Below are 24,700 nucleotides of genomic sequence, written 5' to 3' on the forward strand. Positions count from 1 at the left end.
TCGTCTAATTGCTTTGATGATGCATGTTAGGGAGATTTTCTGAATGATTGGATGAGAGATAAAAAATCACAACCTCTATATTTAAAAATGGCTTTAAACCTTTTCAAATAGACTGCTGGATGCATAAGAAATATTCAATTGGTATTTTGTTAATTGCAATTTACATTGTTGTACTTTTTACTGTTCCTCCCTTACTATATGAAAGGAGTGTCACCCCAATTCTAGCGGGCATCACAGTAATCATGGTTGCTATCTATGTTTTGCTCGGACTTGATATTATTCATCGAACAGTTATCGCAATGTTTGGAGCAATTCTGTCTATCATTCTAGCTATCGTACTAGGCTCTATTCAGGCTGAAGATAGTCTTGAATTTGTTATCGAATCTGTTGATTTTAACACCATCGGTCTGTTACTTGGAATGATGATTATGGTAGCAATCCTGGGAGAAACGGGTGTTTTTCATCAGGTCGGAATAAAACTCGGCAAAATTAGCAAAGGTAACGTTTGGATATTGATGCTGTTACTATGTGCCTTTACTTCCGTTGCATCAATGTTTGTAGACAATGTTACTACTATTTTACTCATGGTTCCAGTTACACTTTCTATAACACGAACGTTAGGAATTCATCCAATTCCATTTATTATGGCACAAGTTCTGGTTTCTAATATCGGAGGGGCTGCAACTCTAATTGGTGACCCTCCAAATATCCTGATTGGTTCAGCTGCGGGAATTGATTTTAACTCTTTTTTAGTTCACATGGGACCAACAGTAGCCATTGTTTTTGGATTTTCCTTACTCCTAATCAAATTGTTCTTTAATAAAGAGTTAAAAGGTGAACAAAAATTAGAACAGCAAGAAGATATCCAAGAGTTAATGCATAGAGATGAAAATGCGATATTAATACATCATAAAGGATTACTGATAAAATCCTTAATTGTATTAGTAGGCGTTATCGTACTATTTTCTTTGCAGACTATCACTCATTTGGAAGTATCCATCATAGCCATTGGGGGTGCTGCAGTATTATTAATCATAAGTAGAGTGTCACTAGAAAAAATCTTGCATGAAGTCGATTGGGCTACTCTGTTATTCTTTATAGGTTTATTTGTTATCGTTGGAGTTGCTGAACATGCAGGGTTAATAGATATACTTGCGAATCTAGCTATCGAGATAACAGATGGAGATCCTTGGTCGACTTTTGTTCTGGTAATTTGGTTCTCAGGTATTGCAAGTGCCTTTGTAGACAACATACCACTTACAACTACAATGATTCCGATGATTCATACTTTAAACGCTGACCCCACCATAGCAGCTGCCTTTGGTCCTGAAAGTGGATTTCAATTTAGTCCTCTGTGGTGGGCTTTGGCGTTAGGAGCTGACTTTGGGGGCAATGGCACATTAATTGGTTCTAGCGCTGGTGTTGTTGCTGTAGGATTAAGTGAGAAGTTTGGACACCACATTTCTTTTTCAAGGTGGATACGCATAGGTTTTCCGTTCATGCTAATAACTTTGGCAATAGGAACAGTAGTTCTATATGGATTTCTTATGCTAATACATTAGAGAGAACTATTTTAATTCCTCATTGTTCATTTTAGATATGAGCATCTATACAATAAATTATTTCAATTTCTAAATTATATAGAACAATAATCTATGCATCCAAGGTAATGAGCAAATAATTAATTGAATTACTACCTATGACTGTCCTCAATGGGCATATTTGAAGAATCTAAAATATACTTTGGTCAGTATGAATATATTGAATCTGATAAACTCAAGGTCTGATTTATATGAAGAATTAAAAGTAAAGGTTAAGGATAATAACCTTAGAACAATGCTTTGATAGCACAGCAAAAATATTATAAAAATATCAAATCAAACAATGGTTAATAGTATAGCATCCAAATTAAAGAAACTAAACAATTAATATCTCAAATTGACTTCGGGATAAATTCACTAACGTATCATAAAAAACATATTCATTCATTTATTAGATCATATACCTGAGATTTAGAGAGGGACTGATGATACAAAACATCTTAGTAACAGATGATGGCACAGAGGTTTCGGATAAAGCACTTGAAATAGCTTGTGAAATAGCTGGACCATGTGGTGCTTGTATTACATTACTGCATGTTATTGAGCATATTGAAGATCCGGACACCATGATATTTGGAAACAATAGAGAACTTATTGAAAAAGCAAAATTAATGAATTTAAGGCCGTCTATGGAAAATACATGGCATAAACGAGCACAAAATAAGATTAAAAAGTTAAGTAAACAAAACCTTCGATCTGACAGCAAATGCTTAACTGGGGATATTGCAGAAAAAATCTTGGGGTACGCTCATGCTAAGAAAGTTGACATGATTGTTATGGGTAGCAGTAACAGACTGAAGGGTATTTCAAAAATAAAAGCATTAGGTAGTGTTACTCGAAAGGTTTCAGAATTGGCAGACTGCCCCGTACTTATAATTCATTAACCAGTTCCCCTGTTTTATCAAATCTGTCCGTTTGCAATACAGCAGTATAGACGATAAGTAGATTATCTATCGGGTTAAGTTGTAGATACAAAGACAACCGAGTTAATGTATTAATAGTCTGATATCAAAGTAGCAGTCATTAAGTATATAATTTGTTTTGGTCCCTTATATCAATAAATTACCTCATAATTTTGTAATAAGGTTTTATTTGGTGCCGGGGTTTGTAATTTGTGGTTTTTTCTTAGATATTTTCACAAATAAATAGATTATTGTAATTATTTCAAATCTACCTACTATCATATTAATGATGAGAACTATCTTTGATATGGGATCCATCTCCACAGAAGTTATACCGGTGGATAATCCTGTTGTAGTCAATGCAGAAACAGAATCAAAAAGTGAATCCAAGAAATCCTGTTTATCGATATAAGAGATAATCGTTCCAGTAATAAGTGACACTGCGATAAATAATATTACTACATATATTGCTTCATCAAATATTTTTTCTTCTTCTTTAATTTTTGTTGGCTTTGACTCAATAGCAAGGTATCTCTTGTTATATGGTGATGCTACTGCAGATATCGATCCACCACTATTTTCTGAGCTGAATTTTTTACCAGTAACTTTTTGAATTATATGAAGTATTCGACCTACTTTTATACCACCTGCAGTAGAGAATGCAGTTCCTCCAATTAACATTGCTATTATTAATACCACTTTTGCTTCTATCGATATCTGGGCGATGTCAAGGAATTGAAAACCAGAATTAGTCGCAGCGCTTATAACATGAAATACAGACGCCATTAACTCTGATTGTACTTCCAAAGTTTTACTTAATACAAAATAAAAAATAATTATACAAATTAAAATTATTCCCGTATACAAAAATAATTCTGGGCGAACGCTGGTTGTATGCATTTTCTTACTAAATATCGCATAATGAAATACGAAAGGAAGTGCCGAAATAATCATACCTATCATAAGCGTAGTCAGTTCAATGTTGTTTTGTGAATCTAGGGCTGTAGAAGTAGGAGCAAATCCTCCTCCGGTAACGGTCCTAAAAATCAAGGTGAGAGAAAATAGTATATCTGCCTGTCCGCCTAAATATAAGAAAAAGATAAGAACAATTGCATAAAAACTAAAGATAACACCTATTGTTAGTATCAGCTGTCTTACTTTGAGATTTCCACCCCTATCATTCCTCTGATGTGCATCAACTTTCTTTCAGGATAGAAAAAAGCAACTATCAAGTATACGAAACTTAGACCACCAATATATTGGGTGTATGAACGATAGAAGTCAAAGCTTTTGGGTAACTCTTCAGGAAATGATATAAATGAAAGACCGGTTGTTGTAAATCCAGACGCACTTTCAAAAAAACTATTTATAAAAAGTGTTACCGGTCCTTGCTCTGGTGGAAACGGATTTACATAAATATATGGGATGCTCCCAAAAAGACTCAGAAGTACGAAACTTGAAACCATAAGAAGTGAGGCCTGTCGAAGATTCATAGGCATTCTTTCGCCGTAAGAATTTAATACGAAACCCGCTAAAGACATGGAGGTAACAGAAAGAAAAATTCCTACTGCTGAAGCAACTTCTCCCATCAAAGATGCTAATATGGCAGGGACGATGAGCAAAAAACCTGCAAACTGCAGTATGAAACCTAGATTACTCATTATAGGCTTGTAATGTTCTCTGATTATTGTTCGATATGGCCTAAATGTTTGTTCCAAAACAGACGTCCTAATGGCATTAGCCAATCCCTCTTGAGTCACAATACCTAAAATATGTACATTATCGGTTACCGGCACTCTCTTTATTGCATTGAGTCTCATAAGCTCCAAAGCTTGTCTTACATTTGCTTTTGCAGAAATAGTTATGATAGGAGAAGACATTATTGTCTTTATAGACACTTTATCTGAATCCTCACCTCGCATCACAATCTTATCCAAAATATCGCTATCGGTTATAATTCCCATATATTCATCATTTTTATTCTTTACAATAATTGTCTCAGCTTTGGCATCATGCATTTGCTTAACGGCTGTGGATCACCCATAGACGAAAAAGAATCTAAGAGATTTTGTAATATACTGTTCATCTGTTGATACTTCTCCTCCAATTCTCTTACCTTTCTATTTTCTTCCTCTTTGATTTCTTCAAATGCTTGAGGTACTAGTGGATAGGAACATTTTGAACAATACTTATTTTCTAATGGGTTCACCAATTCACACCTAGGACAGTTTAATACTGAGGGTATCCTTTTAATTGTCTCTTCAGAATATATGCCATTGTATTCGAGAATTTTATTTTTTAATTCATTGCCCATTCTTCTTTTTATATAGCGAGCACCTTGTTTTGAGTTCATAGACCAGCGAACCTTCTTCTTCAAGGCATATTCTGGCAAATGATCACTATCATTGGTAATAGCAGAATGGCGAATGCAGTATGGATTCCATCTTTTAGTAACAAGTAAATGATTCAGTTTTTCGATTTCTTTATCGTCTTTTATAAATCCACTGTCTACCATAGTTACAATTCTTTTTCTTAATTGTTGCATCATAGTCCATAATGCCTCAGGATTAATCGGCGAACCATTTACTATACTGCAAATGAGACTAGCATTAGGTTCATTTCTGAAAGGATGTTCATTAAGCCAATCTCTAACATATGGAAAAGACAAAGTTAGTAAGATCGGTCTCGTCCCAGTTTTTGACTCGAACGGAATTTCACCTTCGCCATATTTTTCCTTTAATCTAATATGCTTTAACTTCAACGAGGTTATATCATGATTTCTACCATCAAGGTCCCACATAAGGGCAAGTGCTGACTTGTTTCTTCTGTGATTTTCGTATTGTATCAGTATCAAAATATCATCTCTTTCCCATAGCTCACTTTCAAGATAGGGACTGATCCTTTTGGTATTTTTGTTTTTTATTCTTACAAAATTGGGTGTTTCCCATTCCGTTTGTTCTGTATCATTTTCTCGATTGTATAACCATCTATAAAATTGCTTTATTCTATTAAGATAATGATTCCAAGTTGTTATCCACTTGCCATCTGGATCTTCGCTTTTAGGCTTTATTTTAGTATCTAGGAATTCTAGTATTTCGTTCTTAGTTTTTATGTCAAAAAAACTTCTACAATCAAGGAAATTTGAAAATGGAATAATTACTCGAAGATTGTTTAACTTATGGTTATCTGATAAGTTGTTCTTATTCATATAGCAATAGAATTCTTTTATCAGTGACGCATTAGACTTGTTGTCGAGATGATCTAATTTGTCAAGTAATGTCGAAAGACGATAAGGCATTCTAGTCATTACCTCTTACATATTTGAAATCCAACAACAATAGCCAATATCTAGAACACAAGTTATTCCTATAGTTATTTTCCATCTGAAATATTTAACCCCATATGATCAATGGGGCCAGAGGGATTCGAACCCTCGACCGCCAGCGCCCCGGGCTTATACCCAAAAATTGGATGGTATCCTGCCAAGCTAGACGATAGCCCCCTTGTTTATTAAAAATAAACCTCTCATTTTTAAACCTAAGTATACAACTAATTGCAGAGAAATTCTAAAGATACATTTTAATAATTAGTTAAATGCTTTATAGCATATCATTTATGCTGGTTAATGAATTAGATGCCATAGACAAAGAAATACTTAATGATATTCAATGGTCTTTTCCTTTGGTTGAAAGACCGTTCTTAGAAATGGCAAATAAATATCAATTAAAAGAAGATGAAGTTCTTGATAGAACTCAAAGATTAAAAGATATTGGAATTATTAGACAGATAAGTGCAATTTTTGATACTCGTAAGTTAGGATACAAGAGTGCGTTAGTGGCTTTTTCAGTGGATAAGAATAAGATAGATTATGTCGCTAATGAAATAAACAAACATCCAGGTGTAAGTCACAACTACGAAAGAAATCATGAATACAATGTTTGGTTTACGTTAGCTGTATCTCCGGATGCAGATATGAAAACCGATTTAGATAGAATGGCCTCCCTAGATGGAGTTTTAAAATATAGAGTATTACCAACGCTAAAAATGTATAAAATAGGCGTGAAATTAGACATGGTAAATGATGATCCTGAAAAACCTAGTCCCACAGACGACGTAAAAAAAATGGATGCAAAAGCAGAGAAAATATCAGAAGTAGATAAAGAATACATTAGACAATTACAAAAAGATATCAAAATAATTAGAGAACCATTCAAAACAATCACGGATAATTTGGGAATAAATCTGGAAGAGCTCTTTAACAAAGTTAAGGAATATCAAAATATGGGCATCATGAGAAGATTTGCAGCGATACTTAGGCATAGGCAAGCAGGCTTTACGGCAAATGGAATGATAGTATGGAATGTGCCGGAAGAAAACATAGATCAAATAGGATTAAAAATCGCTTCTTTTCCGCAAGTAAGTCATTGTTATAGACGACCTATATACCCAGACTGGGAATTTAATCTTTTTAGCATGATTCATGCTAGAACAATTGATGCAGCTGAAAAAATAGCAAAGGAAATATCTGCAATAATTAAAATTGATAGATACAGAATATTGTTTAGTTCCAGAGAATTTAAAAAAGAAAGAGTAAAATATTTCGAGTAAATTACGGTTTTTTTAATTAAAAATTTTTAATTATGCCAATAATTTAGGCATATCAAAATTTTTTTCATACATTTGTTCGATTTGCAGTCTCTCATCTTCATTCAAATAATTACCATCAGAAATTTGAGCAAACAAATCTATTTCTTCAATGCTTGTGACAGTTGGTAATAGAACGGAGATTTGTTTTTGCGATAAAATATACTTCATAGAAATTTCAGTAATATCCCATCCATGAGAATTAGCAATGGGTTTGAGTTTTTCTATTTTTTGCATCGCTTGTATAATCCATTCTTTTTTTCTATTATTTCTATGGTCATTCTTATCAAATACGGTATGTTCATTTACTTTGCCAGTTAAAACTCCCGATGCATCTGGTACTCTAACCATTATGCCTACTGAATTATTTCTTTGATCTACAGCATCAAAAAATACCCTTCCAGGATCCTGTTCTAATATATTATACACAGTTTGTAAACAAACTATATTCCTGTTTTTTATAGCATGAATTCCTTCTTTTTCCCATCCTATTGCAGGCCCTAAAGCAACACCGTGACTCTTAATTTTTCCAGAGCTTACTAATTCATCTAATTTGTGAAATAATTTATCGTTTTCTATCGCATCCATCTTGGGATTATGTAAACTATATACATCAATAAAATTGGTTTCCAATCTTTTCATGCTTTCTGACAAAGCATAATCTAAGAATTCTGGAGTGTGCTTTTGGGGAATCTCGCCATGTCCTACTTGCTTTGCATTATACATATCATAACCCCATTTAGTGGAATAAATTACCTCATTGCGCATATCCTTAAAGGCTTTTGCTAACAATTTTTCACTCTTGCCCCTTCCATACATATCAGCAGTTTCATAAAAATTAATTCCTAAATCAAAAGCATGTTTTAGCATCTTTATAGACTCGTCTTCTTCAAGTTTTTTTCCCCACCAGTCTAAACCTAAAGTCCATGTCCCAAATCCAATTTCACTAACTTTAATTCCGGTATTTCCTAAGTTACGATATTTCATTAAATTATACTCCTCACTTTTTCAGATAATTTATTGAAATTATCGTCGTCTATACAAGGCTTACTAATTGACTTTAAATATTCAAATGGCTTTTCGGGCAGGTGATTTTCAAAATATGCTATCAAGTCTGGATCATGTGAGTCAATTTGAATCCAGGACTTGCAACCTACCCATTCAGGTTTGTTAATTAATCTTAATGGGTTATTTAATTTGTATGCTCGTAACAACAACAAATAAAGCGGCTTTTTTGGATTATAATCAAATCGAGATTTGAGATAATCATCAGTCCATATATGGAAATTCTCTAATTTTTTTAACGTAGTTAAATCGGGCACTTTACTAAAATGAGTTATCTCAACAAATGATGTAATCTCAGTTGTTTTATTTGAATCAGGCAGAGTTTCGGCACTGTCTAATCCATTTTTTCTGTTTAATTCATCCAGGGTTGTATGATAGTCCATACGGATTGATTCTTTAGCTTGATGTTCAAAAGTTGGGGATAAGAAAAAGTTCTTGAATTTTAGTTCAAAGCCGTTGCGAAATTCCATAATACCTCCTTTTCTGAACGATAAAATTTGATTTCCAGATTCTAAAGCTTTGCAAACTATAGCCCACTCTTTTAATGCCCCTAGAGGATCGGCGCTGGATTTTGATTCATTATTAAGACTTTGAGTATTATTGACTTGGGCTGAGTTTGCTGCTGCAGCATCTGAAGAAATCGTTGAATATGTTCTTTCAGAATCAAGACCGATTCTTTTCAATTGGATAGTTCTAGAACCAGAACCTATAATATCATTAAAACCATTATCTAAAAAAGAATTAGAAATCATATAAACACCAGTTTACAATTGTATTGTTATTATAAATAAATATTATTAACCACTGATCTTCGAATAATAGAATGCTTTTAACCCAGGCTCTTAATTATCTCCTCTATATTTTTTAGGACACATGGGATCATCGGTGTATCTTTAATGATATATTTACTAACTTGAGTTTCACGTAAGTCTATGATCAAGCTCTGGAATCTTGAAAGATTGTCAGTTTCAAAAGCCAACATGAAATCCTGATCATCAATTCCAAATGAATATGTAGTATTAAGTCGAATTTCAGGATATTTTCTTCCAACTCTTATATGTTCTTCCATCATTTCTTTTCTTTTCTCAAAAGGCAAAAGATACCATTCCCGAGATTTAATAAATGGATACACTACCGCATATTGCAATGGCTCCTCATCAGTTTCAAATCCAAGTTTAACCTGATTTGAATAAAATGATTTTCTAGTTAAAGAAAGATATGTGGATGTAGGTTCTATATATTTTCCCAGTATAGTAGTATAAATTTTTGTAGCCAGCACCTGAATATTTTCTAGTGATGACGACATGGTCCAAATCATAAATTCACTATCGTGTCTTAAACCGATGGTAGAATAAGTTCTAATTTTCATTTTCTTGCGTGCAGCATTTAATAATTCAAGAAACTCGCGCGAAGCCTCATCTTTGCCCATCTCATTTAGCCAACGCCATTTGGGATCTACTTTATAAAATGTAAAGGTAAAGAATTTTTCAGAGCTATTCTTGTTGTCGGATTCATCAGTCTTGGCATCCGATAGCTCAGGATCTTTGATGGATACAGCGCTCACACCATTATCTTTTATTGCATTATCTAAATTATCAATTTTATTTTTTTTAATACCAGATAAATTATCAACTTCTGAAGGGCTTTTATTCTTGTTTCGCATGACTTGTATGCTATCTTAAATTAATAAATAGTTTAATACAGTCAATTGATATTAATTTTTCAAAATAACAGTGACCTGCTGAGCTTAGATTAGCTTAGTTTAGTTTAGTTTATCCTATCCTAACGACTGTAGGATATTAGTACATTCTCTGAGACAAAATAATAGATTGAATAATTCTATTAATAATATCACTACTAGACCAGGATTAATACTACCATTCTCATATACGAATTATTCGTAAATCGAAGAATGATTTCTCTGGGAAGGATTTATATATTTCAGGCCACGGTTAGCAGTATCTTTTTTATTCGCAACCTTTTTCTTTTTATCCTTATCCGTTATTTTTTCTCTAACTTGATCGTCTCTTTTACTTTCCATGTATGTATTTGTAGGCCCAAAAGCAGCAGAATGTGGCTCAAAGAATGTCCCATGATCCATCAGATCATTGTTTTTTATTATTCTTACCTTCTTTTTCATATGGATCATCTTTTTTTCATATCTCGAATTACAGATTATCTCGTTTTTACTCCTTTGCTTGCAAGCGGACCTAAGACGTCGTGGTTGCAACTTGGTATAACCAAGCAAGAGAGGATAATAAACTTACTTTAAGGTAGATGGAAAAAATGAATGAAATTATGATGATCTCCTATTGTCTATTCGTCGTCGACCCCGCTCGGTTAAGAGTGGTTCAATGCCGGTTTTAGTTAACTCCGTTATAGTTGCCTTTTATACAGCATCTACTGATTCATCAGATAGTCCAAGCCAAGCATATCCTTTGGACTCTAATTCTTCCGATAGCTCCTTTCCTGCTGTTTTTATTATTTTTCCTTTTGACATCACATGTACTTTATCTAGTTTTTTCAAATAACGCAAAATCCTTGCATAGTGAGTAATAACTATTACTCCTGCACCCGTTTCAATTAATTTATTGATAGCCTCAGCAACAGACTTTACAGCGTCTATATCCAATCCAGAATCAGGCTCATCAAGAATTGCAAGATTTGGTCTTAAGACCAACATCTGCATTACTTCAGATCTCTTTTTTTCTCCTCCAGAAAAACCTTCATTAAGATATCTACTTAAAAAGCTTGGATCTAGACCTACATTATCAAGATTTCTCTTTAGATATTCGTGGAATTCCTTTACGGTTATGAAAACTTCTCGATCCTTTTGTTCGGCTGTCAAAGATTTACTCAATAAATTATAGGCATTGCGTAAGAAATGACTATATCCTACCCCAGATACTTCAGTTGGATATTGAAATCCTAAAAACAATCCCTTCCTTGCTCTTTCATCTGTTCTTAAATTAATAATACTTTCATTATTGACTAAAATATCACCTGAAGTTATAGAATAACGCGGATGACCCAACAAAACGTTGGCTAATGTGCTTTTTCCAGAGCCATTTAATCCCATAATGGCATGAACTTCACCTTTATTGACATCCAAATTAACACCGTTAAGTATTTTTTTATCTTCAATATTGACATTTAGATCTTTGATGGTTAAGAATGACATAAAATTTTATATGTCAATACATAATATAAATATTCGGCAAAATAACACTGTTATAATTATAAAATTTATATATTTAGTATAAATCTGGGTTAATTAATTGATTAAAGTATAATAATTTGTAGTAATTATTTAAAAAAAGAATACAAAGAAAATAAATTTTTGTGAAAAAAAATTAAGTTATTGTTATTGTTCCTTTCATGAATGGATGAACAGTACAATGGTAATTATGTTCACCTGGACCCATTTTTTCTGCAGGTACGCTAGCTTTAGCAGCTGGCATTATAATACTGGTATCAAAAAGTTTTCCGATTTCTGGGTCCTCTGGTCCAGTTCCGCTTGTAGCCGTGTGTGGAACGGTATCCTCGTTAACCCAAGTCACTAATGCATCACTAGTTGCACTAGCAGGATCAGGTCCATAGGCAGGATTTCCTTGTGTTGATGAACCCTGTAATATTTTCACTTCAACTTTGTTGGCAAATGCAGATTCATCTACAGCCGCCGATGATGACTCTCCAGCTGCATCCGAAGCACTAGCTGCAGGAGCTGGTGGAAGTTCTTGTCTGTAAATAGAATCGACTATCCCCGCTTTTGGAGTAGCTGCAGTAAACAAATAATATGCAATTATTCCGACTATAACCGCCATCCCCATTAGCGTATAAAAAGCTCTTTTGTCAGTCTTATCAGCCATATTGACAACAAATTGTATAAAACGCCCTTATTAATTTCTTTTACGATTTTATTTGACCAAAAAGACTGTAATTTCAAATTTATCATCAAAATGGAAAAAGAAATACCAATGGACGAATCCAAATGATATGACTTTTATTTCTGATTTCTGATATTTTTATTGCAACAAGAGAATGCTGAAGGGGAAAGAAAGAATTAACTGTAGTATATGTAATGACAGAATTGGTGATTTTAAATATGAAGCAATGCCACAATGGAATATTTCAGGATTCTTATGTAGCAAATGTTATTCAAAAAAGATATCAGAATACTATATAAAACAAAACCCAGAAGAAAAAAAATTAAAGTAAAAGCACACTAAGCTGGACTAACCTGGGCGTGGCCGGATTGGACAAAGCTGAAATCAAAACTAGAGATTCATGAAATTTTTAATTAATCGACTTTACGGATCTCAACGGCCCTATTGTTTTCGATTATAGATCTAGCATTCTCAAAAGGTAAAATTGCCACATCATCTCTTTGATAGGGACCATATTTATTCATATTAACGCCTACAAATTGCTCCATGGAATCTAAAAACCTTATAATTACAAAATTCTGATTTATTGAAGATACGATCTTTTCCAAAGTTTTCGATTTTCCTTCAAGTAGCATTTTTAGTACTATGTTAATTCTTTGCTCTCTTTCTCTATTTCCGAAAAACACGTATTTTTCTTCATCTGTAAGGTTAGAGTATTCAAACATATTTTGTGATTTCGAACTATTAAAAATTTTTTTGCATCTTAATACGAATATCAAAGTCGTTAATTTGATAACCAAGTTTATTAAATTGGAATTAATTTCTTTAGAAATTTTCTCCGTAGTCTCATTATTCTCTTTTTCATTTTGTTCTTTTAATAAAGAAACAAGGTTTGAAATATTTTGATAAAAATTGTGAGGGACGGGCTGAGGTCCATTATCAAGATGGATTTCTCCTTTTAAAATATTAAAAATTTCATCTATTTTTATTAAATTTGTTGGCTTTCTATGATCCACCAGCTCTCACACAATTTGTATACATGATAAGCTTAATTAGAGGTTTTTATTTTACTATATCGAATATTTCATTTGCCTTATAAAGTTATAGATGGAAAAATTGAATCTTTGAACTTTACCGCAGAACAAATAATGATGAGACTAAAGGATGAAGAAATTAAATTTATAGATTTACAGTTTACTGGTTTAACTGGTAGATTCCATCATACTACAATGGCCTCTAATATGTTCAAAAAAGAAGATTTTGAATATGGATTACCAAAATTGGATGGTTCTTCAATTAGAGGTTTTACTGAGATCCACGAATCCGATTTGATAATAAGACCAGACCCTTCTACATACGCAATAATACCATGGATAAAAGAAGACAGAACAGCTAGACTAATTTGTGACATATTATCAGGAGGAGAAAATAGAAAGCAATTCAAAAAAGATCCTCGTGGTATTGCAAGAAAGGCCGAAGAGTATGTTAGACATCAAGGATATTATAATTCATTTTGGGGACCTGAAGTAGAATTCTTTGTTTTTGATAAATTAGAAGTAAATACAATGACACCATATAGATCTCAAAGTTATAATATTATATCAAAGGAAGCGCCGTGGTCAACAGAGGGTGTAGGGTATGCACTCAGATTAAAAGAAGGATACCTCCCAAGCGCCCCAGGCGACACACTAATGCAGTATCGTAATGAATGCGTAGATGTTTTGAGTAATAATTTTGGTATTATTTGCGATGCCCATCATCATGAAGTAGCAACGGCGGGACAATGCGAAATCGATATAAGATTTGATACGTTAGTTAATGCTGCAGATTCTGTTCAAAGCTACAAGTATATTGTTAAAAATATAGCCAAGAAACAGGGCATGATTGCAACTATGATGCCTAAACCAATCGCACTTGATAACGGTTCAGGAATGCATGTTAATGTGAGTTTATGGGATAAAGAAAAAAATCTATTTTATGATATCAATGATTCATATGCAGAAATGTCACAATTAGCCAGATATTTTGCGGCCGGAGTATTAGACCACGCTCCTGCATTGGCTGCAATAGTTGCTCCTACAACTAATTCTTATAGAAGACTAGTGCCTGGATACGAAGCACCAGTGTACATTGCATGGAGTACCGGCAACAGATCTGCAATAATTAGAAATCCAGCCCATTATAAAGGTGAAAGGTTTGCACACATGAAAAGGATAGAATTCCGAGCTCCTGATCCGTCGTGCAATCCATATTTAGCATTTTCAGCAATAATATCAGCTGGTCTAGACGGGATAAAGAAAAAAACATCGATACCTGACCCGATAGATGAAGATATTTTTAAAATGGCACCACAGCGCAGACGCGAATTAGGAATAAGACAATTACCACCTTCACTTAGAGAAGCATACGAGGAATTAAATATTGACAGAGAATTTTTAAAGCCGATATTTGACGATGAAATTATAGATTCAATAATCTTGCAGGAAGCTAAGGATCATCAAGACGTTACCATAAGACCCCATCCACATGAGTTCTCGCTGTATGCAGATGTGTGAAATGTAGGTTGAAATGGCAACCAAGACCAACAGTATGATAAAACAAAGGTTAATAACACTGGATTAACACAGTTCTAAATAATTTTTTGGAGGGGTTGTCTAGACTGGTTAGGATACCTGCCTTACACGCAGGTGGTCATGGGTTCAAATCCCATCCCCTCCATTGTATTCACGGAATTACACAGAATGCCTTTATCTAAAAAATGAGATAAGTATCAAGGAATCAACTAAAGAGACAAAAATAAAGAGAATTGCCCACCTATCAAAAAGCATTTTCATCATCAACAATCATTTATGGCATAAATTTGTAGTAAATGAAATGAATTGTTCAAATATAAAGATAATATATAAAAAGTCTCATTGTAAACATATTTCATGATACTTAACTTAAATGTCAACCTGGGTAATGGTTATGTTCATGGAATAGCATCAAATAATCAAAAATCTTATAAAATAAATATACAGGAAGGTTCAGAAATTCACATGGTTCTTCCAGAAGAGTTGCAAGTAAGTTCTAAAGAAGGATTGATTTTTTTTACAACTGAAACAGGATATGATATTTCTCTACAGTTAAGTTTTAAGAGAATGGAAACAGATATGATATTAATTTATACAGATATAGATACGTTAATGAAGTTAGCTAAAAATCTCCCTATTCAGATGGAGATAAAATAATACAAAATAAATATCTTTTTTAGTAATGCAAATACGCTCATACACTAGATTCTATAATTATTAAGTTATGTATCATAAATTTAGAGTGTATTGGGCAAAGTAAACTACAATAAATCATTCTACCTCCTTTCCTGTAATTTCGAATAAATATCGGTGACCATTCCTAGTTCCGAGATATTTATAATCCTCTAGATTCTCTATTATATCGCCATCCATGATCCATTGAAAAGTTCTTTTTTCTTTTTCACTTATAGAATCATCTTCAATACAGACTAACGTATCATGTTGATCTATGCTGTAATTGTAACCAATTACCTTGGTTCCCTTCGTTAAGAGAAGGGTAAAGGGACTTTGCTCATTAGGTCCAGGATCAAATCTATGTACTTTTAATTTCATAAGATAAAATAACGACCTCTCTTAATTATTGTATTGTCCTAAACTTAAGATGATAAGTTTGATAATGATATATGATAAAGATAATTGTCTGATTAAATTAAACAGATTTTGTCATTACTAATAAGCTAACATGACTAATCCAATGTTACAGTATTGTTAATTCATATAGATGAAAAAATGTTGAAAAATTAAATCTGACAATATTATTCAACAATCATACAACATCAATCAACTTGCCTGTCAATGCGATCAAAATTGATTATAAGGCAGTACTGTATCACATATGTGTATTAAAGAACAATCCAGTCATTGAATCAAAAAAAAATGGAATTCTTTAATTTATATCGAACCCTAGAGACAAACATGGATGTAATCATAGAAGTCAAAAACAAAATCTATAAGAAAAAAGGAAATAAATAAAGAATATGGAAGTAACCATTTCTATCTTTTGATCTTACTAATTCATTTTAGTTCCAAACAAAAGAACATAATGATTCTCAGATAGTAAACCATACTCTGTTGTTTCCATTGACTTATTTGATCGAGTCAACTTGTTGAGACTTTTCATGACTTTTTTGGTTCCATTTTCCGATTACAATTGACATTGAACTGATCAGTGCAGTAATAGCGTCTAAAAAGAACTGCTTGCTCAAACCATCATAAAATATAACCTTGTATAAGTTAATTAACGGGTGAGACCTGATCATAGAAATATTCTTTGGTAATATGAGACTATATAACTCGATATATGTTAAATCTAGTTCTTTCCCAGTAATTTGACTTTCAATATTTTTGTCCAGTTCAAAGGTTGTTCGGATTATAAAGCCATCAGCTAAATCCTTTTGAAATTCCAAAAACAATAGAATAGATAACCCCGACGAATAAGGCAATTGTGGTGATATTTGTGCCTGAAATTCGATACCTTCTGTTTTATTTTCCTTTGTGGTATCCTTTGCTTCATGGCCCCATTTTTTTAACCAATCAATTAATTCATAAAATTTTGATTCTTTTAATTTCATCAATTCAGTTCCATTTTTGCCTGCGTCTTTTTCAACCGTTATCTCCTTACTTACATTACTAGAGGTAGATTCAGCCGAAGTATCGGTATTGTTCGATGTAGACATCTTCTTAATTAAAATTAAAATATTATTTAAATAATGATTTCAATCTCAATTATGAGACTAACTATTAGTTCAATATTATAAAAGAAACTTATTTGTTCTTATCAAAGTAATCACTCTTACTAATTGAATTGAGGGAGAAAAAATATTAAGATCTCCTGTATGATAAACATACAGAATTATAAGAATTGATCATGTTCTTAATTCGATTCGGATCCGAAATCTCTTCATTCCAAATAGTCTATTATGAGACTAATAACATAGATGGAGCATCTATTACTCAGGTAATATACTGCAATCAAGGATTAGCTGTAAGTTGCCATGACTATTTAATAATAATCTTTTATCGGTTTCGATTCTACATACTGAAAATTACTGAATGTCAACTAATAGTATTTTTGGATATTCGGAATATTATGGTAGTTAATTGGTAAGAGATACTAACAGGAATTTCTGTTAAATGAACCGTGGTTTCAAAAAATTGCAACCTCGTAAATTATTCCTGCAAAGATTTGAAGACATATTGTAAGCCTCATTGCATCTAGGCAATAACTAATCAATGAATACTTGGTTAGCAGATTTGAATTGAATATGGAATAAGTTTGAAGGAATTAAGCATGGAAAGTAATGTGTATTAATTTGTACTAATATTTCATTAATCTGTACTAATTTTTTATAAAATTTCATATAATATTGAAATATTTATATAAAAGAACTGTGTAACATATTTGATCAATATGGGTAAAATGTCTAAAGAAATAGCTGGACCTGGTGTTGAAGGTACAGTACAAATGCTAAAAAAAGCATATGGCGCTGAATTATCTGCATTTCATTACTTTTGGTTCGTATCACAGAATATAGAAGGATTAGGAGTATTGCATCAGGGTTTCTTTGAAGATAGAGCAAAGGAAGAATTAGGACATGCAAAAAAAGTTGCATTTAGGTTAATGCAGCTAGAAACACAACCAACCGATGAACCATCACAATGGGAACAAGACAGTGGCCTCGGAAAGCTACAACCTTCAAGATATTTAACACTTAGAAGTGCATTGGAAAAAGCATTAGAATTTGAAAGGGCTGTAATTAAACATTATAATGATTTGGCAAATAATGTAAAAGATAAAGACCACGCAACATACCATCTTGCATTAGAATTATTAGATGCAGAGTTGGAAGATGAACAAAACATAGAAGATATTTTAGCAAAGCTAGAAATCAAATAAAATATTTTTCTTTTAATTTTTGATTTAAAACAATGATATAAATATATTGTAAAAGTACTTAGTCAGGTTGACGGACACCATTTCTAAATATTCTACTTTTTGTACAGCGTGTAAGATTAGCGTAAATTTATCGGATATTAAATTTGTTAAACTAGCAAATAATATGGCGACAATTGAAGGCAATTGTACTATTTGCGGTCTCAGGTTGATGAAGGGAAAGATTATGCCAAAAGCAGGAAAAAATCCACTCCAAAAGAGCAAAAGAAAAAATAGTAGAAGAAAATTAAGTCCTTATAATTTGTTAAAGTCGAAGAAATGATTCTGAATTATAGTAAATAAATGGTAAGAAAAACAATATTATGTTTTGTGATTGATTTTCAACAAATAAGTTAATTAGCCATTATTTTCTCTTTTTCTATTGGATGGAAGCTCCAAACCGATAATGCCCATCATTGATTCGCCTATGGGTTCAAATATAGTTCTGAGAGATTCATCATCATAATACTTTGCTATATCAGACAACTTTGATTCGATTTTCTTTTGTTCAATTTTTAATAAAACATATCTAGCTATAAGGGCCTTAACCTCGTCTGCTTTATCTTCCTGAATAGGATGCTTCCCTGATGAGGTAGAATTTGATGTATTAGAGGTGGTTTTAGTAGGCAATACCAATTTTATTAGTTACTTCCTAATACTATGGGGCATCTTTGAGGACTACGATAGGACCATATCTTATTGCCGTCTCATTTAAAGCAAAAGTCATTTGGTCGATTGAGTCAAGTATTCCATCTGTGTTTTCGCAAATATAGGTTATAAAATTGTCTTCAGATTCTTTTTCTTCATTTTCATTTATGAGTGACGATGATAATAAAGATTGTTGGTGGTCGATAGTAGACATTAGTATGGCCTAATTAATCCAGCCTAATATTTAAATTGTTTCATAATATAGAATATCAAATCATGTTCTATTACCATTGCCATTACCAAGGGTACAACATTATGTTAGAAAATGATAGAATTGTGGGTATATTCACATATCATCATCATTTTTGTACAGGTTAATTAATTCGCTCTTTATTAACACATTTAATAACCAGTTCATAATTGCATACAACGCTAAAAAGAAAATGAAACTGACTTTTCATTGATAAGTTAATAATTTTTTTGAATTTTTAATTAGTTCGAATTTTAATTAGTTCGATAATAGTTGAAATCTCAATTATCGCATTGAATTTTTTCAAGTTTCTGGTATCATAAGGGTTGTAATATGGAAAGATTTAGAACTCGATATAATTATGTCTAAATTCAATTCAGGAGGTTGAATTCGTTGAATCATAAAAAACCCGTAAAATTCCATACAAGATTTGAGCATTAATTCTTTCTGCTGATAATATCTGGCTTGCACTAGGATCCATGGAATAATTCATAAATATTTATTCATTTTTGTAATTTTGTTTTGCACCGCAGACCGAGACCAAATCTCACTTTTGAAAATCTAGATCAATATTAAATAAAACATTATCTAAAGTTAGAGCAAAGTTCCAATGAAACCATTGGTTGACTTTGAATCGGTAAGAAAGGCTACAATCATGACATAAGTTCACATAACACTTTTTGTAGCAATATGTAACAAAATCATGAGTAGGTCATCCATACCTAAAATGATGCCTTGATTACTGTTTTAGTGACAAACATATCTATTGCATGTATATTTTCAATCAAACAATCAGGTATATTACTCAGAATTTTAGATTTATAGAATCAAAAACGAAAATCTAGATCAATATTAAATAAGTATTTGAGCAATTCAATGATACTACTCGGAAGTCAATAGTGCAAAGAATTTCATCCAGTCAAACCTAATGTGATATTTGGGGAGTAATAAGGTTACAATCATGTGATAAGTATCTTCTATTGAGGAGTGTTTATGACTGAATGAAAGCAATTTCATCCAAACGGATTTATTGATGTTTTTGAGGATACAAAAACATGGGAGGCAACTTGAGACCTTATTGACGCCTTCATTACTCTTCCACGTATCAAAATTTAAGGAAAAAGGGAGGAAAAAATTAATTACTACATAAAAATATCAACAGGTCTGAATAAAAAACCAAATAGTCTAGAAATCCAGACTATTCTATTGTTGACCTAATGCGTTGTTACCATCATTTAAGTCGAATGACAAAGCAACGTTGTTACCAGATGCCGCAGAATCCCCATATTCAGAGAATACTTCACTAGATTGTCCAGTAAACTGAATCTGTAAAACTCCTTGGGTCGAGTTGTTTGATTTAATCTTTTTTGCAAAAACACTTTGGTTATCGGTGTTCACATTCAATGCACCTACAACTAGCAGTGTAGTTGTAGAAGCAATTACCACTACAAGAATCATCGATTTAATTTTTTATTCTAGACATCTTAATTATATTTCATATCAAATAATCAAAGTATTTAGATTATCGAGCAAAAAACTGTAAAATAATTCTAGAACCTACCTGATTTTATATCCTAAATTTGCATGTCAAATATTGCATCAATTATTTCCTTGCATTTTGCATTTTGCAGTCATAAGCTAAAATACTTAAATCCCATTTTCTATAAAAAGATACTAAACAAGGAACAGATCATTAATAGTGAGATCATTTTTGGGAAAATAGGAAAGTGGAATGGAATGTGATATAACATAACAAGAATATCTAGATCCTCAATTCATTTTCTTTATTTTGGTAAAAGAAAATCAAGTTTGTGTGTATAAATATGTCATATCGTATTAGTAAAACTTTGTCTGATATTGTTATCTACATCAATCTTTGCAAAAGGGTAGAAGAAAATCAACGATCCTCTAGTCAATTAGCGTTACTTTCACAAATATCCCACTAACTAAAAAACTAGTAAATTAACTTACAATATATTACTAATCATTATACTTTGGTTTATTTATTTTCATGATACAAAATTAAGATAGGATCTGCTTATTGAGTAAGTAGGTAGTCTCCTACTACAAGTTTTAATGAGTAATAACACCCAATTTACCATTCCTATAGTCTTCCATTGCCTGATATATCTCCTGTTTTGTATTCATTACAAAAGGACCATATCGTGCTATAGGTTCGTTTAGTGGAACACCTGCAATGAAAAGAAATTGTAATGATTCATTAGCATCTTTGGATGACTTTATCTTTATCTCCTCCCCGTCATTATTAAAAATAATTACGTTTCCTCTTTTTGCATGCTTTTCATCATTTCCAAAAGTACCTTCACCTGATATCACATATACAAACGCATTATAGTTACTTTGAAGATGATGTATAATTTCAGACCCTGGGTTTAAGGTAAAGTGCAAATACTGAATGGGAATTTTTGTCCTAATTGCTGATTCAACGTTAAAAGCCTCTCCCGCAATTACCTTTACATGTCCACTATCCTCTAATAATTTGACAACTGGAATTTCTGAAGAAGGAATATCTTGATAATGTGGATTAGTCATTTTATCTTTCTTAGGCAAATTTACCCACAATTGAAATCCGTGTAATCTCCCCCCTTTCTTACTGAACTCCATTTCGGGCATCTCTGAATGGATTACTCCTGATCCGGCGGTCATCCATTGAATATCTCCGGCATTGAGCTTTCCTGAATTCCCTGACGAATCCTTATGTTCAAAAATACCCTCTATCAAATATGTTACCGTTTCAAATCCTCTGTGTGGATGATCTGGTGCTCCCTTGGCTTCCCCAGGTTTGAAGTCCATTGGGCCCATTTCATCGAGAAGTAAAAAGGGATCTATATGAGATAAAGAATTGGTAGGAAATGATCTATTGACTATAAACCCATCACCTTCGGTAGTCTTTAGACTGTTTATTATTTTATTAATAGAACGATTTTTGTTGATAACTTCGTTTTGATCTGGGTGTTGCTGTTGTATTTTTTCCACCATTTTATTTCGTTAATCTTGTATATAACTATAGTAGTAATTTATTACTTAGTTAGTTATTAGTATTTAACCATGATTCGGCGATTTTTTGGTTGTTACCTAAAACCAAGATACACGACAACTAAATCGGTGGAATGTATTTGATACCGTAGTAATAATAACAATAAGATTATAAAATTTTAATACCTGATAAGCTATTATAATTTGGACAGGAAGTTCTGATGAAAGAAGAAAAATGCGATATAGTAGATATATGGGAGGTATTAGGAAAAAGATGGTCACTACACATTCTAAAGAATTTGAGCACTAATGGAATAATCAGATTCAACGAACTTAAAAGATTGATACCAGACATTAGTAGTACTGTTTTATCTCAAAGATTACTGGAGCTAGAAAGGGAAGGTCTAATATCAAAAAAAATTTATTCAGAAATTCCCGTTCGGGTAGAATATAGTTTAACACCTAGGACGAAAGAATTAGAGACCATTTTGCAACAACTAAATGATTGGATAAATAAATGGAAAGCATATGAGAAAAGAAAAGAAATCAAGAGTGTGACAGCGACCATATCAAAATCTGCTCCTACATCATAAAGATTATCAGCAAGTTAATCGCTGCGGGACGAGCAATCCTTTGATGTGGTGTATTTTTTGTAATATTTATTCAAGTAATTTAACATCTTTTCATTATTCCTTTATGAAATAGATCTTTGTACTAAACTTTATACTCATTATGACAGTCGTATCGTTGTTAAGATTCATTCAAAAACTTAATTAGTATACAAAAACGATGGTATTTACTGACAAAATCATGCATGAACGCAAAGTCTTGACTTTTTGTACTTTAATGTTAATCATCTTTTCTTCAACATTTTCATCTTATATTCAGTTTTCTTATGGGGCATATGCTAAAGCCCCTCTGTCTCCTTATGGCCCCACCGTAAATGACGATAATCTTACAGTCGAGAAGATAACGGAAGGTCTTGATTTTCCTACGAGTATGTCCTTCATTGGAAACAACGATATATTAGTAACGGAAAAAGAAACCGGTATTGTAAAGAGGGTGCTAAATGGTCAAGTACAGGAAACACCGGCACTCGACGTGTCCGTAGCCAATAGCATAGAGCGTGGGCTTTTAGGAATCGCAGTATCTAAACAACCGGACGGAAAAACATATGTTTTCTTGTCCTACACTGAATCCGGTAATGATGCAGACGGTAGTGATGTTGAAGACAACGTCGACCCGTCAGGCAACAGACTATATCGCTATGATTATGTCGATGGCAAATTGATAAACCCTGTCCTTTTATTTGATTTAACTGCTATTCCCGAAAATGAAAGAGGAGAACATAATGGCGGTAAAATTCGAATTGGACCCGATAATAATGTGTACTTCATAGTTGGAGAGGTAGGAGGTCATAGAACTCAAGCTCAAAATATCGCTGATGGTCCCGCCCCGAATGGTCTGGGAGGTGTTTTGAGGATTTCTCAGGATGGTGGAATAGTCGACCAAGGCAATCCTATTTTTGGAGAGGGATTGCCGTTGAATGTATACTATGCTATGGGTATTCGAAATAGTTTCGGTTTTGATTTTGATCCTTTAACAGGTAATTTATGGGACACAGAAAACGGGCCTACAGTGGCAGATGAAATCAATCTTATTTTGCCAGGCTTTAATGGCGGTTGGTCTCAGGTTCAAGGCTATTTGAACCAGGATCTACTAGGGCGAGGAATAACATCTGAAGATGAACTTGTAACATTTGGTAACGGCAAATATACTGATCCGAAATTTGTATGGGTTACCACAATTGGAGCTACAGCATTAAAATTCTTGAATTCTGAGAATTTGGGTAAAGAGTATGCAAACGATATGTTTACAGGAGACATCAACAATGGCTTGTTATATCGATTTACTCTGAATGAGGCACGTGACAATATACTTATAAATGATACTTCTCTAGGTAATGTTGCAGCACTTGCTGACAATCAGGTTGATGAGACCACCGAAAATCGACCTTTAATATTTGGACAAGGTTTCGGCGGAATAACCGATATTCAGGTTGGCCCAGACGGTTATCTTTATGTATTAAGTTATACCGGTGCGTTATATAGAATAGTACCCTTATCTGAAAGTAATATTCCCAAAAATCAACCTGATTTAGCCTCTCAAAATGAAACACAAAGTGCAGACTCTATCCCCGTGGTCATTGCTGGATTAAAAGGTGATCTGTCATATTCACCTAACCCAATTAACATAGAAGCTGGCCAAACCATAACGTGGTACAATGGTGATTCCATATCGCATACTGTAACTTCAGGACAGGATAATGACGGGGATGAGGGTACTGAATTTGATTCTGATGCAATCATACCTAATCAACATTATAGTCTGACATTTGATAGGTCTGGAGAATACCCATATTATTGTATATACCATCCTACAATGGTAGGCGAGGTAATAGTAGAATAGAATAATCATTTTTAGAAAAATAGTATTTGCTTTCATCAGACATATTTAACCCTATATGAACATTTATTAAAACTCCAATTCACATGATATCTAATTTGAGCGCAAAAATCGTAAAGAAATTCATGTTTGTAATTAATGATTGTTTAGGATATCAAAATTAATCGACTATAATTTATGATATATATATAATATTTAACTAAATAGAAATGTGAAAATCTCTGTATCGTTGAT

24 protein-coding genes and 2 tRNA genes are annotated in these 24,700 nt (G+C 32.9%); 9 read left to right on the top strand and 17 right to left on the bottom strand.

Features of this window, described 5'->3' with window-relative positions:
• Window positions 1-119: 119 nt before the first annotated feature.
• Window positions 120-1,562, top strand: coding sequence for an ArsB/NhaD family transporter (locus AAGU22_RS15045; protein ID WP_458719918.1), 1,443 nt, complete (start codon window positions 120-122; stop codon window positions 1,560-1,562).
• A gap of 464 nt (window positions 1,563-2,026) precedes the next feature.
• Window positions 2,027-2,485 carry a universal stress protein gene (locus AAGU22_RS15050; RefSeq protein ID WP_458719919.1) on the top strand — a complete coding sequence of 153 codons (459 nt, stop codon included), beginning with the start codon at window positions 2,027-2,029 and terminating at the stop codon, window positions 2,483-2,485.
• A 204-nt stretch (window positions 2,486-2,689) separates the two neighbouring features.
• Here AAGU22_RS15050 and AAGU22_RS15055 read toward each other — a convergent pair whose 3' ends face one another.
• From AAGU22_RS15055 to AAGU22_RS15070, 4 genes are all read right to left on the bottom strand, one after another.
• Window positions 2,690-3,553, bottom strand: a complete 864-nt coding sequence (locus AAGU22_RS15055; protein WP_458719920.1) for a potassium transporter TrkG — start codon at window positions 3,551-3,553, stop codon at window positions 2,690-2,692.
• Window positions 3,554-3,657: 104 nt separating this feature from the next.
• Window positions 3,658-4,521: a CBS domain-containing protein gene (locus tag AAGU22_RS15060; protein ID WP_458719921.1), complete on the bottom strand. Its 864-nt coding sequence runs from the start codon at window positions 4,519-4,521 to the stop codon at window positions 3,658-3,660.
• Window positions 4,488-5,801, bottom strand: a complete 1,314-nt coding sequence (locus AAGU22_RS15065; protein WP_458719922.1) for a hypothetical protein — start codon at window positions 5,799-5,801, stop codon at window positions 4,488-4,490. The genes AAGU22_RS15060 and AAGU22_RS15065 overlap by 34 nt, the downstream gene beginning before the upstream one ends.
• A 112-nt stretch (window positions 5,802-5,913) precedes the next feature.
• Window positions 5,914-6,005 (bottom strand) — tRNA-Pro (locus tag AAGU22_RS15070).
• Window positions 6,006-6,097: 92 nt separating this feature from the next.
• On the opposite strand from AAGU22_RS15070, the gene ahbA reads away from it, so the two are divergent.
• Complete coding sequence (gene ahbA / locus AAGU22_RS15075; protein WP_458719923.1) at window positions 6,098-7,111, top strand: siroheme decarboxylase subunit alpha; 1,014 nt, start codon at window positions 6,098-6,100, stop codon at window positions 7,109-7,111.
• Window positions 7,112-7,141: 30 nt separating this feature from the next.
• On the opposite strand, the gene AAGU22_RS15080 is transcribed toward ahbA, so the two are convergent.
• The 7 genes from AAGU22_RS15080 to AAGU22_RS15110 all read right to left on the bottom strand — a co-directional run bounded on the left by AAGU22_RS15080 (window position 7,142) and on the right by AAGU22_RS15110 (window position 13,115).
• Window positions 7,142-8,134, bottom strand: coding sequence for an aldo/keto reductase (locus AAGU22_RS15080; RefSeq protein WP_458719924.1), 993 nt, complete (start codon window positions 8,132-8,134; stop codon window positions 7,142-7,144).
• On the bottom strand, window positions 8,134-8,964 hold the full coding sequence (locus AAGU22_RS15085; RefSeq protein WP_458719925.1) for a DUF1802 family protein: 831 nt from the start codon (window positions 8,962-8,964) through the stop codon (window positions 8,134-8,136). The genes AAGU22_RS15080 and AAGU22_RS15085 overlap by 1 nt, the downstream gene beginning before the upstream one ends.
• Before the next feature lie 77 nt (window positions 8,965-9,041).
• Window positions 9,042-9,875 carry a chlorite dismutase family protein gene (locus AAGU22_RS15090; protein WP_458719926.1) on the bottom strand — a complete coding sequence of 278 codons (834 nt, stop codon included), beginning with the start codon at window positions 9,873-9,875 and terminating at the stop codon, window positions 9,042-9,044.
• Between the two features lie 231 nt (window positions 9,876-10,106).
• On the bottom strand, window positions 10,107-10,352 hold the full coding sequence (locus AAGU22_RS15095; RefSeq protein ID WP_458719927.1) for a hypothetical protein: 246 nt from the start codon (window positions 10,350-10,352) through the stop codon (window positions 10,107-10,109).
• 249 nt (window positions 10,353-10,601) lie between these two features.
• Window positions 10,602-11,393, bottom strand: a complete 792-nt coding sequence (sufC, locus tag AAGU22_RS15100; RefSeq protein ID WP_458719928.1) for a Fe-S cluster assembly ATPase SufC — start codon at window positions 11,391-11,393, stop codon at window positions 10,602-10,604.
• 172 nt (window positions 11,394-11,565) lie between these two features.
• Window positions 11,566-12,081, bottom strand: coding sequence for a cupredoxin domain-containing protein (locus tag AAGU22_RS15105; protein WP_458719929.1), 516 nt, complete (start codon window positions 12,079-12,081; stop codon window positions 11,566-11,568).
• Window positions 12,082-12,512: 431 nt separating this feature from the next.
• Window positions 12,513-13,115: a DNA replication complex subunit Gins51 gene (locus tag AAGU22_RS15110; RefSeq protein WP_458719930.1), complete on the bottom strand. Its 603-nt coding sequence runs from the start codon at window positions 13,113-13,115 to the stop codon at window positions 12,513-12,515.
• Between the two features lie 132 nt (window positions 13,116-13,247).
• Between AAGU22_RS15110 and glnA the strand changes: the two genes are divergently transcribed.
• The 3 genes from glnA (at window position 13,248) to AAGU22_RS15125 (ending at window position 15,329) form a co-directional block, all read left to right on the top strand.
• Window positions 13,248-14,654 carry a type I glutamate--ammonia ligase gene (gene glnA, locus AAGU22_RS15115; RefSeq protein ID WP_458721798.1) on the top strand — a complete coding sequence of 469 codons (1,407 nt, stop codon included), beginning with the start codon at window positions 13,248-13,250 and terminating at the stop codon, window positions 14,652-14,654.
• Window positions 14,655-14,742: 88 nt separating this feature from the next.
• Window positions 14,743-14,817 (top strand) — tRNA-Val (locus tag AAGU22_RS15120).
• A 212-nt stretch (window positions 14,818-15,029) separates the two neighbouring features.
• Entirely contained in the window at window positions 15,030-15,329 is a 300-nt protein-coding gene (locus AAGU22_RS15125; RefSeq protein WP_458719931.1) for a hypothetical protein, read from the top strand.
• A gap of 114 nt (window positions 15,330-15,443) precedes the next feature.
• Here the strand turns inward: AAGU22_RS15125 and AAGU22_RS15130 are convergent, their stop codons facing one another.
• Together AAGU22_RS15130 and AAGU22_RS15135 are read right to left on the bottom strand one after the other, a co-directional pair.
• Complete coding sequence (locus AAGU22_RS15130; protein WP_458719932.1) at window positions 15,444-15,725, bottom strand: hypothetical protein; 282 nt, start codon at window positions 15,723-15,725, stop codon at window positions 15,444-15,446.
• A gap of 533 nt (window positions 15,726-16,258) precedes the next feature.
• The gene (locus AAGU22_RS15135; protein WP_458719933.1) at window positions 16,259-16,849 is read right to left on the bottom strand and encodes a hypothetical protein; all 591 of its coding nucleotides are present in this window, start codon (window positions 16,847-16,849) and stop codon (window positions 16,259-16,261) included.
• A gap of 734 nt (window positions 16,850-17,583) precedes the next feature.
• Between AAGU22_RS15135 and AAGU22_RS15140 the strand changes: the two genes are divergently transcribed.
• On the top strand, window positions 17,584-18,069 hold the full coding sequence (locus tag AAGU22_RS15140; protein ID WP_458719934.1) for a ferritin-like domain-containing protein: 486 nt from the start codon (window positions 17,584-17,586) through the stop codon (window positions 18,067-18,069).
• A 393-nt stretch (window positions 18,070-18,462) separates the two neighbouring features.
• Here the strand turns inward: AAGU22_RS15140 and AAGU22_RS15145 are convergent, their stop codons facing one another.
• From AAGU22_RS15145 to AAGU22_RS15160, 4 genes are all read right to left on the bottom strand, one after another.
• Entirely contained in the window at window positions 18,463-18,741 is a 279-nt protein-coding gene (locus tag AAGU22_RS15145; RefSeq protein WP_458719935.1) for a hypothetical protein, read from the bottom strand.
• A 22-nt stretch (window positions 18,742-18,763) separates the two neighbouring features.
• Complete coding sequence (locus AAGU22_RS15150; RefSeq protein ID WP_458719936.1) at window positions 18,764-18,967, bottom strand: hypothetical protein; 204 nt, start codon at window positions 18,965-18,967, stop codon at window positions 18,764-18,766.
• A 1,239-nt stretch (window positions 18,968-20,206) separates the two neighbouring features.
• Window positions 20,207-20,461 carry a hypothetical protein gene (locus AAGU22_RS15155; protein WP_458719937.1) on the bottom strand — a complete coding sequence of 85 codons (255 nt, stop codon included), beginning with the start codon at window positions 20,459-20,461 and terminating at the stop codon, window positions 20,207-20,209.
• A gap of 615 nt (window positions 20,462-21,076) precedes the next feature.
• A complete protein-coding gene (locus AAGU22_RS15160) occupies window positions 21,077-22,003 on the bottom strand; it encodes a pirin family protein (protein WP_458719938.1) in 927 nt (308 codons plus the stop codon).
• Window positions 22,004-22,221: 218 nt separating this feature from the next.
• On the opposite strand from AAGU22_RS15160, the gene AAGU22_RS15165 reads away from it, so the two are divergent.
• Together AAGU22_RS15165 and AAGU22_RS15170 are read left to right on the top strand one after the other, a co-directional pair.
• A complete protein-coding gene (locus AAGU22_RS15165) occupies window positions 22,222-22,593 on the top strand; it encodes a winged helix-turn-helix transcriptional regulator (RefSeq protein ID WP_458719939.1) in 372 nt (123 codons plus the stop codon).
• A gap of 196 nt (window positions 22,594-22,789) precedes the next feature.
• A complete protein-coding gene (locus tag AAGU22_RS15170) occupies window positions 22,790-24,469 on the top strand; it encodes a PQQ-dependent sugar dehydrogenase (protein ID WP_458719940.1) in 1,680 nt (559 codons plus the stop codon).
• Window positions 24,470-24,700 lie beyond the last annotated feature (231 nt).

This window comes from Candidatus Nitrosocosmicus sp. R, assembly GCF_054408505.1.

Coding starts and splice junctions, on each gene's coding strand:
- AAGU22_RS15080 (WP_458719924.1), bottom strand. CDS start 8,134: ATGAAATATCGTAACTTAGGAAATACCGGAATTAAAGTTAGTGAAATT.
- AAGU22_RS15140 (WP_458719934.1), top strand. CDS start 17,584: ATGGGTAAAATGTCTAAAGAAATAGCTGGACCTGGTGTTGAAGGTACA.
- AAGU22_RS15165 (WP_458719939.1), top strand. CDS start 22,222: ATGAAAGAAGAAAAATGCGATATAGTAGATATATGGGAGGTATTAGGA.
- sufC (WP_458719928.1), bottom strand. CDS start 11,393: ATGTCATTCTTAACCATCAAAGATCTAAATGTCAATATTGAAGATAAA.
- AAGU22_RS15060 (WP_458719921.1), bottom strand. CDS start 4,521: ATGCATGATGCCAAAGCTGAGACAATTATTGTAAAGAATAAAAATGAT.
- AAGU22_RS15160 (WP_458719938.1), bottom strand. CDS start 22,003: ATGGTGGAAAAAATACAACAGCAACACCCAGATCAAAACGAAGTTATC.
- AAGU22_RS15065 (WP_458719922.1), bottom strand. CDS start 5,801: ATGCCTTATCGTCTTTCGACATTACTTGACAAATTAGATCATCTCGAC.
- AAGU22_RS15135 (WP_458719933.1), bottom strand. CDS start 16,849: ATGTCTACATCGAACAATACCGATACTTCGGCTGAATCTACCTCTAGT.
- AAGU22_RS15085 (WP_458719925.1), bottom strand. CDS start 8,964: ATGATTTCTAATTCTTTTTTAGATAATGGTTTTAATGATATTATAGGT.
- AAGU22_RS15045 (WP_458719918.1), top strand. CDS start 120: ATGCATAAGAAATATTCAATTGGTATTTTGTTAATTGCAATTTACATT.
- AAGU22_RS15130 (WP_458719932.1), bottom strand. CDS start 15,725: ATGAAATTAAAAGTACATAGATTTGATCCTGGACCTAATGAGCAAAGT.
- AAGU22_RS15090 (WP_458719926.1), bottom strand. CDS start 9,875: ATGCGAAACAAGAATAAAAGCCCTTCAGAAGTTGATAATTTATCTGGT.
- AAGU22_RS15125 (WP_458719931.1), top strand. CDS start 15,030: ATGATACTTAACTTAAATGTCAACCTGGGTAATGGTTATGTTCATGGA.
- glnA (WP_458721798.1), top strand. CDS start 13,248: ATGATGAGACTAAAGGATGAAGAAATTAAATTTATAGATTTACAGTTT.
- AAGU22_RS15155 (WP_458719937.1), bottom strand. CDS start 20,461: ATGATTCTTGTAGTGGTAATTGCTTCTACAACTACACTGCTAGTTGTA.
- AAGU22_RS15050 (WP_458719919.1), top strand. CDS start 2,027: ATGATACAAAACATCTTAGTAACAGATGATGGCACAGAGGTTTCGGAT.
- AAGU22_RS15170 (WP_458719940.1), top strand. CDS start 22,790: ATGGTATTTACTGACAAAATCATGCATGAACGCAAAGTCTTGACTTTT.
- AAGU22_RS15105 (WP_458719929.1), bottom strand. CDS start 12,081: ATGGCTGATAAGACTGACAAAAGAGCTTTTTATACGCTAATGGGGATG.
- ahbA (WP_458719923.1), top strand. CDS start 6,098: ATGCTTTATAGCATATCATTTATGCTGGTTAATGAATTAGATGCCATA.
- AAGU22_RS15095 (WP_458719927.1), bottom strand. CDS start 10,352: ATGAAAAAGAAGGTAAGAATAATAAAAAACAATGATCTGATGGATCAT.
- AAGU22_RS15150 (WP_458719936.1), bottom strand. CDS start 18,967: ATGTCTACTATCGACCACCAACAATCTTTATTATCATCGTCACTCATA.